The organism is Photorhabdus sp. RM71S (assembly GCF_042879355.1).
Classification (GTDB): domain Bacteria; phylum Pseudomonadota; class Gammaproteobacteria; order Enterobacterales; family Enterobacteriaceae; genus Photorhabdus; species Photorhabdus kayaii.
Genome location: NZ_JBHFKV010000016.1, coordinates 78,256 through 87,573, shown reverse-complemented (window position 1 = coordinate 87,573; position 9,318 = coordinate 78,256). Strand labels below are relative to the sequence as shown.

The 9,318-nt window shown below is 34.6% G+C and carries 9 protein-coding genes; all 9 read right to left on the bottom strand.

The genetic code is table 11. The features are described 5' to 3' along the window. Nucleotides 1–124: 124 nt before the first annotated feature. On the bottom strand, nucleotides 125–952 hold the full coding sequence (locus ACGF5R_RS10960) for a phage tail protein (RefSeq protein WP_262980141.1): 828 nt from the start codon (nucleotides 950–952) through the stop codon (nucleotides 125–127). A 410-nt stretch (nucleotides 953–1,362) separates the two neighbouring features. Continuing rightward, nucleotides 1,363–1,797, bottom strand: a complete 435-nt coding sequence (locus tag ACGF5R_RS10955; RefSeq protein ID WP_112876362.1) for a tail fiber assembly protein — start codon at nucleotides 1,795–1,797, stop codon at nucleotides 1,363–1,365. 1 nt (nucleotide 1,798) lies between these two features. Then, a complete protein-coding gene (locus tag ACGF5R_RS10950) occupies nucleotides 1,799–2,626 on the bottom strand; it encodes a phage tail protein (protein WP_112876361.1) in 828 nt (275 codons plus the stop codon). A 394-nt stretch (nucleotides 2,627–3,020) separates the two neighbouring features. Continuing rightward, nucleotides 3,021–3,455, bottom strand: a complete 435-nt coding sequence (locus ACGF5R_RS10945; protein WP_112876360.1) for a tail fiber assembly protein — start codon at nucleotides 3,453–3,455, stop codon at nucleotides 3,021–3,023. 54 nt (nucleotides 3,456–3,509) lie between these two features. Further along, nucleotides 3,510–4,229 carry a phage tail protein gene (locus ACGF5R_RS10940; RefSeq protein ID WP_387690848.1) on the bottom strand — a complete coding sequence of 240 codons (720 nt, stop codon included), beginning with the start codon at nucleotides 4,227–4,229 and terminating at the stop codon, nucleotides 3,510–3,512. A 354-nt stretch (nucleotides 4,230–4,583) separates the two neighbouring features. Beyond that, the gene (locus tag ACGF5R_RS10935; protein ID WP_262980139.1) at nucleotides 4,584–5,018 is read right to left on the bottom strand and encodes a tail fiber assembly protein; all 435 of its coding nucleotides are present in this window, start codon (nucleotides 5,016–5,018) and stop codon (nucleotides 4,584–4,586) included. A gap of 54 nt (nucleotides 5,019–5,072) precedes the next feature. Beyond that, nucleotides 5,073–5,900 carry a phage tail protein gene (locus ACGF5R_RS10930; RefSeq protein ID WP_262980138.1) on the bottom strand — a complete coding sequence of 276 codons (828 nt, stop codon included), beginning with the start codon at nucleotides 5,898–5,900 and terminating at the stop codon, nucleotides 5,073–5,075. 551 nt (nucleotides 5,901–6,451) lie between these two features. Further along, the gene (locus ACGF5R_RS10925) at nucleotides 6,452–7,723 is read right to left on the bottom strand and encodes a phage tail protein (RefSeq protein WP_262980137.1); all 1,272 of its coding nucleotides are present in this window, start codon (nucleotides 7,721–7,723) and stop codon (nucleotides 6,452–6,454) included. 280 nt (nucleotides 7,724–8,003) lie between these two features. Then, entirely contained in the window at nucleotides 8,004–8,723 is a 720-nt protein-coding gene (locus tag ACGF5R_RS10920) for a phage tail protein (RefSeq protein WP_112876356.1), read from the bottom strand. Nucleotides 8,724–9,318: the final 595 nt, after the last annotated feature.

The window sequence follows — 9,318 nt, the reverse complement described above, 5'->3', positions numbered from 1 at the left end:
TAATCGCCCCCGAAAAACACGGGGTGGGAAAACACCGAATGAATTATTTAAGGGAATACGAACATGTTTACTTCCAGATTAACGATGTTGCACTTATTATGTGAATCTACCATAATTTTTTTAATTAATATCCTATTGCCATAAAAAATGTAAAAGTAGTGAGTTTATGGTAATTAAGATTTTTATAACACCGAAACTGATGCTGATTTTCTATCGTTGCTGAGAATATACCTGCTGCTTGAGGGTCATTACCACGGTGAGTTAACGTGATACTAAAACATGCGTTTGGGAATGGTATTGGAAAGTTATTTAAATACCCAGATTGAGGGTCGCTATGGTTATAAACTTGTGCTAATCCCCACATTAAAATTAAACCCGAAGGCAATTTTTGCCAGCCATTCTTAACCAAGTTTGCGGTGAAAAAAGACATATTTGGAACTTGATTAATTCCATTTCCCACTTTCAAGTTTGCAGCTTTATCTAAACCTAAGTTTTTCACAAACTCATTTTTATTAGGAATATCTGCGCCGTTTTGCGTTTTTTCTAGTCTGTTATTGGCATTATTATTTATATCGGAGACAAGCTTCTGTGTTGCAGCCAGTGTATTACTATTGCCAATGACATCTGTGAGTTGAACAACACCTTTTTGTGTTAATAAGGCATCGGGAACTTTTTTTGTAATTTTTTGTTCTAGCGCTTTATTCAATTGTGCAGTGAGTTTGACTATATTGCCATCATCCAAAACATCACTGCCAGATTCTGTCGCAATAAAATCAGCTACAACAGATGATATTGTTGATGACTGACGTAATGCCTTATTTAATACATGCGTGGTAAGGCCTATTGGGGGAAATCCAGTCTGCAATTCTGGAGTGCCTTCATATAAATTTTGAGCCACCACATTTGCACCATCTCTAATAGAAAACGCTTTAAAATCATTTTTGGGACTCATATATATTCTCCTAAAATTCAATAGTGGGTTCTATAGGTGATTTTTTAAGTTATTGTAAGGATAATTTTCCATCTCTCACAGTTTAGAGATGAAAAAATAATAATTAAACATTTTTATAGCTTATGGGGTTAATTATTTTCGTATATTTTGAGTAGTAAACAATCCGATATGTTTAAATTGAAAGAATATCTGAGTAATGAATGCCTTTTTATATAGGTATATTAAATAATTTTCATGTTGAAAGATTTATTCTGGAAAATAAATTTCGATGACGTACAAGATCACTAATATCGTATGAACTAAAAAATCTTGGTGGAGAATAGTTTGTATGATGACGGAACATTAACCATTGTAGTATTAGTAATAACAAAAAGACCGGGATTCAGTCTGAATCCCGGTCTTTTTGTTAATTACGATAATGGTGCAATTGGCCAGTCAATTTTTGGGGCTTTTGACGTATCAACCCGATTAAGCATGACTCGATATTTTTTCCATTCTTTGAGTAATAGCATTTCTTCGTCTGTTGCTATACCCAGTTCTAGTGCATCGGAAAGCGGCGTTATTTTCTCATTTGCAAGAGATATAAATTGTGCTTTTTGGCTTTCCGCTATGGATATTAATTCCTCTTTTGCTGGTGGTGGAGTGTCTTCCCAACAAGGAAAACCATTTTCGCCACAGGAAAGTATTTTTCCGGTGGGAGGTATGCCCGAGAACTTATTGAATATGCCATCAGTTACAGATATGGGATCGTTTGGCCATGAGCCTGCTGCAATATAATCCTGCTGTAATGATAGTGGATAAAATGCTTTATTTAATGCGCTAAATACATAGTTTTTATCGTTCATATTAATACCCTATTGCTCTATAAAATGCTGCTACAGGAATTTGTAAATTTGGAATACTGCTAAAACATTGGAATTGGGCATTATTGACCGTCATTAGTGAAAATGTTCCAGCATGTTGAGGAGCGTTACCAACGTGAGTTAACGTGACGTTGAGACATTTATTCGGGAATGGGATTGGAAAGTTATTTAAAGCACCAGCTTCGGCATAAGCATTGCCTTTAACTGATGCTATTCCCCACATTTCAATTAAACCCGAAGGTAATTTTTGCCATCCGACCTGATTCAGGTTAGCGGTGAAAAACGACATATTAGGTACCTGATTTTCACCATTCCCTATCGTTATATTTGTTGAATCTGATAAACCAAGGTTCTTTATAAATGCAGCTTTATCAGGAATATCTGCACCGTTTTGGTCTTTTGCCAGTCGATTATTAGCATTATCATTTACATCAGAAACAAGCTTCTGAGTTGAAGCAAGTGTATTACTGTTGCCTATTTGGTCTGTGAGCTGAACAATTCCTTTTTCTGTTAATGAGGCATCGGGAGTTTCTGTTGTGTTTTTTTGTTCTAAGGATTTCTTGAATTGGGCGGTGAGTTTGTCTATATCCCCATTATCCAGAACATCTTCGCCAGATTGTGTTGCGATAAAATTAGCGACGACAGTGGATATGGTTGACGACTGACGTAATGCCTTATTTAATAGTTCAGGGGTAATATCTGCTGTTGGAAACCCAGTTTGTAATTTTTGTTCTTTTTCATATGTTTCTTGGGTCATTATATTTGCATTTTCATTAATAGAAAAAGCCTTAAAATCATTCTTTTGACTCATATATTTTTCTCCAATTAAGCAGTGTATTTTATAAGCAATATAGTGAATTTTTATAAAAATAATTTTTCCCTATTCACGCCAGCTATAGTTTAGTTAGAAAAAATAATAATGGAATACTCTTATAACTTATAGGGTTAACTATTTTTATATAATTGTTGGTAATGAATATGTTAATTTTTTGTAATCTGAAATGTATCTAAACTATTTGCATTTAATGTTTGAAAATGATCTTTATTTTCATTAATAAAGTCTCATTTATTCCTTGGAGGAATTATGTGGTATGACTGAATTGGTTTAATATTTTAATGATTATTGGTGTTGAATAACTACAAAATATCAGAATCAATAAAATGATTAAGACCGGGTTCTACCTGAATCCCAGTCTTTTTGTTAATTACGATAAGGGTGGAATTGACCAGTCAATTTCAGGTGCTTTCGAAGTATCAACCCGATTAAGCATCACCCGGTATTTTTTCCATTCTTTGAGTAATAGCATTTCTTCGTCTGTTGCTATACCCAGTTCTAGCGCATCGGAAAGCGGCGTTATTTTTTCATTTGCAAGAGATATAAATTGCGCTCTTTGGACTTCTGCTATAGATATCAATTCTTCTTTTGTTGGTGGTGGGATATCTTTCCAACAAGGAAGACCATCTTCGCCGGAGGAAAGTATTTTTCCTGCGGGAGGTATTCCCGAGAACTTATTGAATATGTCATCCGTTACAGATATGGGGTCGTTTGGCCATGAGCCTGCTGCAATATAATCCTGCTGTAATGATAGCGGATAAAATGCTTTATTTAACGTACTGAATACGTAGTTTCTATCGTTCATAATTCTCTGCCAATTTTAATTAAATAATCATCATGATAAATTAATTTTTTTTAATTAATAACCTATCGCTCTAAAATAGACTCCAACAGGAGGAACATGATTAGTAGGACTTCTATAACATCGGAATTGGCTCCGATTTACTACGTGTACTGAACATATTCCGGCGTCTTGGGGGTTATAACCACCATGAGTTAACGTAATATTTAAACAGGCGTTAGGAAATGGTATTGGAAAATTATTTAAATATCCAGCCTCAAGAGAGCCATAGCCGTTAGCCAGTACAAATCCCCATGTTTCAATTAAACCTGAAGGTAATTTTTGCCAACCAGCGCTAGTCAAGTTTGCAGTGAAATACGACATATCTGGAATCTGATTAATTCCAGTGCCTATTTCTCGTTTTGCTGCTTCATTTAAACCTAAGTTTTTCACAAATGCATTTTTATCAGGAATATCTGCGCCGTTTTGTGCTTTTTCCAATGCGAAATCGGAAATTTTAGTTATAATTTTTTGTTCTAACGCCTTATTTAATTGAGTGTTGAGTTTAATGGTATCACCATCATCGAGAACATCATCGCCAGATTGTGTCGCGATAAAATTAGCGACAACAGAGGCTATTGTTGACGACTGACGTAATGCTTTATTTAACAAGTGAGTGGGAACATCATTTGGTGGAAACCCAGAATACAAACTCAGACTTTCTTCATATCTTTCTTGGCTCACTACATTAGCATTATTACTAGTAGAAAAAGCTTTGAAATCATTTTTTGGGTTCATGCAAATTCCTTAAATAATATTATTATATAATTGATACATTGGGTTATTATTGGGCTGGTTTATCGTGATTAATGCTTATCATAGTCTAGTTCAGGATAAAAATAGTGGGGTGTTATTATTTCTAATAAGGTTAACTATTTTTATATTTTTGATGGAAATAAGTATTCAATGTTTTTTAACGAGAGTCTATCCAGGCTATTTATATTTAACATTTGATGATTTTTAACTGTAGAAAAGAATTTGTCACTGATTTTGGTAAATAAAATGGTGAAATAGATGTTGGAAGGTCAAAAATATCTGAATAAATAGGATGATAAAGACCGGGAACTATCCTAATCCCGGTCCTTTTTTTAATTACGATAATGGTGAAATTGGCCAGTCAATTTCTGGGGCTGTTGAAGTATCAATGCGATTAAGCATCACACGATATGTTTTCCACTCTTTAAGTAATAGTGTTTCTTCATTCGTAGCTATATCAAGTTCTATAGCATCAGCAAGCGGCGTTATTTTCTCATTTGCAAGAGATATGAATTTCGCTCTTTGGGCTTCTGCGATAGATATCAATTCCTCTTTCGTTGGGGGTGGAATATCTTTCCAACAAGGAAGACCATCCTCTCCAGAGGACAGTATTTTTCCTGTGGGCGGTATTCCTGAAAATTTATGGAATATGTCATCTGTTACAGGTATAGGGTCATTTGGCCATGATCCTGCTGCAATATAATCTTGTTGTAATGATATCGGATAAAATGCTTTATTTAATTCACTGAATATATAGTTTTTATCGTTCATAATTCTCTGCCAATTTTAATTAAATAATCATCATGGTAAGTTAATTATTTTTAATTAATATCCTATTGCCCTAAAATATGTATAAACATTAGGCGTATGAGGGGTAGAACTTCTGTAACATTTGAACTGACTCTGATTTACTACAGACGCCCCGAATATTCCTGCTGCTCCGGGGTCCCAATCATTGTGAGTTAATGTGATGCTAAAACATTTATTTGGGAATGGTATTGGAAAGTTATTAATATATCCGCCATTAGGATTTCCACCGAGAGAAACTAATGCTATTCCCCACATTTCAATTAAACCTGAAGGTAATTTTTGCCAACCATTCTGAACCAAGTTTGCAGTGAAAAATGACATATCTGGAATTTGATTAACTCTAGTTCCTACTTCCCGTTTTGCAGCCTCATTTAAACCTAAGTTTTTCACAAACGCATTTTTATTGGGGATATCTGCGCCGTTTTGAGTTTTTTCTAGTCTGTTATTGGCGTTATTATTTATATCGGAGACAAGCTTTTGAGTTGCAACCAGTGTATTACTGTTGCCAACCACATCTGCAAGCTGAACAATACCTTTCTGTGTTAATGAGGCATCGGGAATTTTTGTAGTAATTTTTTTTTCTAACGCTTTATTTAATTGTGTAGTAAGTTTGGTTGTATTACCATCATCCAAGACATCACTGCCAGATTCTGTCGCAATAAAATCAGCTACAACAGAGGCTATTGTGGACGACTGGCGTAATGATTTATTTAGTATATGGGTAGTAATATTTTCTGGGGGAAATCCAGTTTGTAAATTCTGACTTTCTTCGTATCTTTCTTGACTCACTACATTAGCGTTATTACCAATAGAAAACGCTTTAAAATCATTCTTAGGACTCATATATATTCCTTAATTAAATAATGTTCTTTTGTAATTAATATATTAAGTTATAGTGTAGGTGATTTATCGAGATTGTGTTCAATTATAGTCTACTCCAAAAGTAGGATAATAAGATTCCATTATTAATCACTTGATTGATTATTTGTGTATGGCTAATGATAATAAATCGTTTAATGTCTTGTAATCGAAAGCATATTCAAAATGTTGGTATTTTGGAATTATCTTGTCTCTTTTGTCAATTTTTAAATGGTTTGTTAAAATACAGGGCGTCAGAATGTCGGTTGCGAAAATAATATTATTTTATCTGTTGGCTAGATTGTTATATTTGTTTTGTGCTTGTTCGATAAATATATACCCAATGGATTTCAAGATGCATCGCGACGGCAAGGGAGTGAATCCCCGGGAGCATAGGTAACGATGTGACCGGGGTGAGCGAGTGCAGCCAACAAAGAGGCAACTTGAAAGATAACGGGTATAGGTAAATATCTTTGTAAAATAGGGGGTAAATTATCTCCTAAAAAATAAAAAGGGCTGCCATGCAGCCCATAATTCTAATCAGCAATATAAATTTCTGTAATATCAGGGCAATCCTCTTTGTTTACTATAGATAACCTCAGTCCTCCATCTGACGAATGCACAACGAGCCATCCTCTTGAACCATATCCGGCACCAACCAAAATATTATCGATTGGAGGCATTTGTAAAGGTAAAAATATACCTGGGCTACCAGTACGTAAATATATACATCTTCCTCGTATGTCCTGACTCAGTAATATACTACTTCCGCTGTCTCCACCGGCCCCTATTTTTTGCCATCCCTGATTAGGGCCTTTCTTTTGATATCGCCTGTCAGATTCTGAACGTGAATACGCCCCGACATCTCCGGCTTCTAGATTGATGTCTTCAACCAGCGCTTTGCCGTTAATTTTCCTGTTATTAGGAACTGCATTTTTCGCCAATGCTACGGTTTCTGATAAACCAAGTTCGTTTACAGTAGGTTTGTTTTTTGTTGTATAAATGTTAGTCCAATCTTCTTCAAATCCGTAATTATCACGAGCCGAGCGATAAGCAATACCTCCGTTTTTGTAATGTACTTTCAATTGAAAAGCCGGACAACTCCCAGCTCCGTTATAGAAGTGCACAACATGATCACTAAATTTCGGATTCAGTAAGTCATATGACCCTGAATCTACATTCCACGGGACTTGGTTATCAACAGAATATTTTCCTGTTAATCCGAGCTTAAATGCTCCCACATCACCAGCCCCTAAATTGATATCTCCAGTCAGCGCCTTACCATTAATTTTCCTATTATTCGGCACAGCATTTTTAGCCAAATTGACGGTGTCCAGCAAATCGAGATTTTTCACAAATTCATTTTTATTGGGAATATCTGCCCCATTTTGGTTTTTGGCTAATCTATTGTTAGCATTATCATTTACATCAGAAACGAGCTTTTGAGTTGCAGCGAGTGAATTACTATTACCAACCACATCTGTAAGCTGAACAATACCTTTCTGTGTTAATGAGGCATCGGGAACCTTTGGCGCCATTTTCTGTTCCAGCGCCTTATTTAATTGAACGGTGAGTTTATCTATATTTCCATCATCCAGAACATCATTGCCAGATTGTGTCGCGATAAAATTAGCGACTACAGAGGATATGGTGGATGATTGACGTAATGCCTTATTTAATATATTAGTGGTAATACCATCTGGTGCAAACCCAGTCTTCAAATTCTGATTTTCTTCATATTTTTCTTGGCTCACTACATTAGCATTATTACTAATAGAAAAAGCCTTAAAATCATTTTTAGGACTCATATTATACTCCTTAAATTAAGTGATAAACTTTATACCCGTTATCTTTCAAGTTGCCTCTTTGTTGGCTGCACTCGCTCACCCCGGTCACATCGTTACCTATGCTCCCGGGGATTCACTCCCTTGCCGTCTCGATGCATCTTGAAATCCATAGGGTATATAAATAACATGTTGAATTATTGTAAAAGTAATGCCTTATTGAATATGCTGAGTACATGTTTTTATCGGTCAAAATTTTTTACCATGTTAATTAAATGATTATGGCAATTTGAATTTTATTAAATTAATATCCTATTGCTTTAAAATATGCTGTAACAATGGGAGCCCAGTTAGTAGGGCTTCTAAAACATCGAAATTCACGCTGATTTTCTATGATTACTGAAAATATTCCCGCCGCGTTAGGGCTGTGGCCATTATGAGTTAACGTGACATTAAAACATTTATTTGGGAATGGTATTGGAAAGTTGTTTAAATATCCAGATGTGTAAGAACCATAACCATTAACTTGAGCTATTCCCCACATTTCAATTAGACCAGAAGGTGATTTTTGCCAGCCAGTTTCATTCAAATTTTTGGTGAAAAATGACATATCTGGTATCTGATTAATCCCCGTTCCTACTTGCCGTTTTGCAGCTTCATTTAAACCTAAGTTTTTCACAAACGCATTTTTATCAGGAATATCTGCGCCATTTTGTGTTTTTTCTAATGCGGAGTTGGAAATTTTAGTTATAATTTTTTGTTCTAAAGCTCTATTTAACTGGGCGATTAATTTAATAATATCCCCATCATCGAGAACATCATCGCCAGATTGTGTGGCGATAAAATCAGCCACGGCAGAGGCTATTGTTGACGACTGACGTAATGCTTTATTTAACACATGAGTAGTAATATCCTCTGGGGGAAACCCAGTTTTTAAATTCTGACTTTTTTCATATTCTGGTTGACTCACTACGTTGGCATTATTATTAATAGAAAAAGCTTTAAAATCATTCTTGTGACTCATATGCACTTTCCTTAAATAAAATAATGTTCTGTTATAATTAGCATGTTGAGTTATAGTATAGCTAATTTATCGAGATTGATTTCAATTATAGTCTACTCCAAAAAGAGGATAGTAAGATTATATTATAACTTAAACGATTGATTATTTATGTATGACTGATGACAATAAATTGTTTAACATCTTGTAATCGAAAATATATCAAAACTATTAATGTCTCTTATTTTTATAAACTATCTTCAATAGTTTCTATACTGAAAGATTAATACTAGAAATTGATATAAAAATGAGGCTTTGATTCACATAATAAGTGCAACATCGTTAATCCGGAAGTAAGCATGTTCGTATTCCCTTAAATAATTCATTCGGTTTTTTTACTTTTGGCTGGGGAATAAAACTTTTACTATTCCGCGTGTCGAAGTATAAGTTATATAGAACAAGCCTGTTTATATACGGAAAATATAGTTAACTCTTAAAATCCTATTTTTAATTAAATTAGCTTTCTGCTCCATTATTATATTATTTCCTTGTTGCTACAATTTTTTATGGGTGTATGTAATATCATTTTTGTTTCTGATCAAAAAATGATTCATTTTGT

Coding starts and splice junctions, on each gene's coding strand:
- ACGF5R_RS10960 (WP_262980141.1), bottom strand. CDS start 952: ATGAGTCCCAAAAATGATTTTAAAGCGTTTTCTATTAGAGATGGTGCA.
- ACGF5R_RS10955 (WP_112876362.1), bottom strand. CDS start 1,797: ATGAACGATAAAAACTATGTATTTAGCGCATTAAATAAAGCATTTTAT.
- ACGF5R_RS10950 (WP_112876361.1), bottom strand. CDS start 2,626: ATGAGTCAAAAGAATGATTTTAAGGCTTTTTCTATTAATGAAAATGCA.
- ACGF5R_RS10945 (WP_112876360.1), bottom strand. CDS start 3,455: ATGAACGATAGAAACTACGTATTCAGTACGTTAAATAAAGCATTTTAT.
- ACGF5R_RS10940 (WP_387690848.1), bottom strand. CDS start 4,229: ATGAACCCAAAAAATGATTTCAAAGCTTTTTCTACTAGTAATAATGCT.
- ACGF5R_RS10935 (WP_262980139.1), bottom strand. CDS start 5,018: ATGAACGATAAAAACTATATATTCAGTGAATTAAATAAAGCATTTTAT.
- ACGF5R_RS10930 (WP_262980138.1), bottom strand. CDS start 5,900: ATGAGTCCTAAGAATGATTTTAAAGCGTTTTCTATTGGTAATAACGCT.
- ACGF5R_RS10925 (WP_262980137.1), bottom strand. CDS start 7,723: ATGAGTCCTAAAAATGATTTTAAGGCTTTTTCTATTAGTAATAATGCT.
- ACGF5R_RS10920 (WP_112876356.1), bottom strand. CDS start 8,723: ATGAGTCACAAGAATGATTTTAAAGCTTTTTCTATTAATAATAATGCC.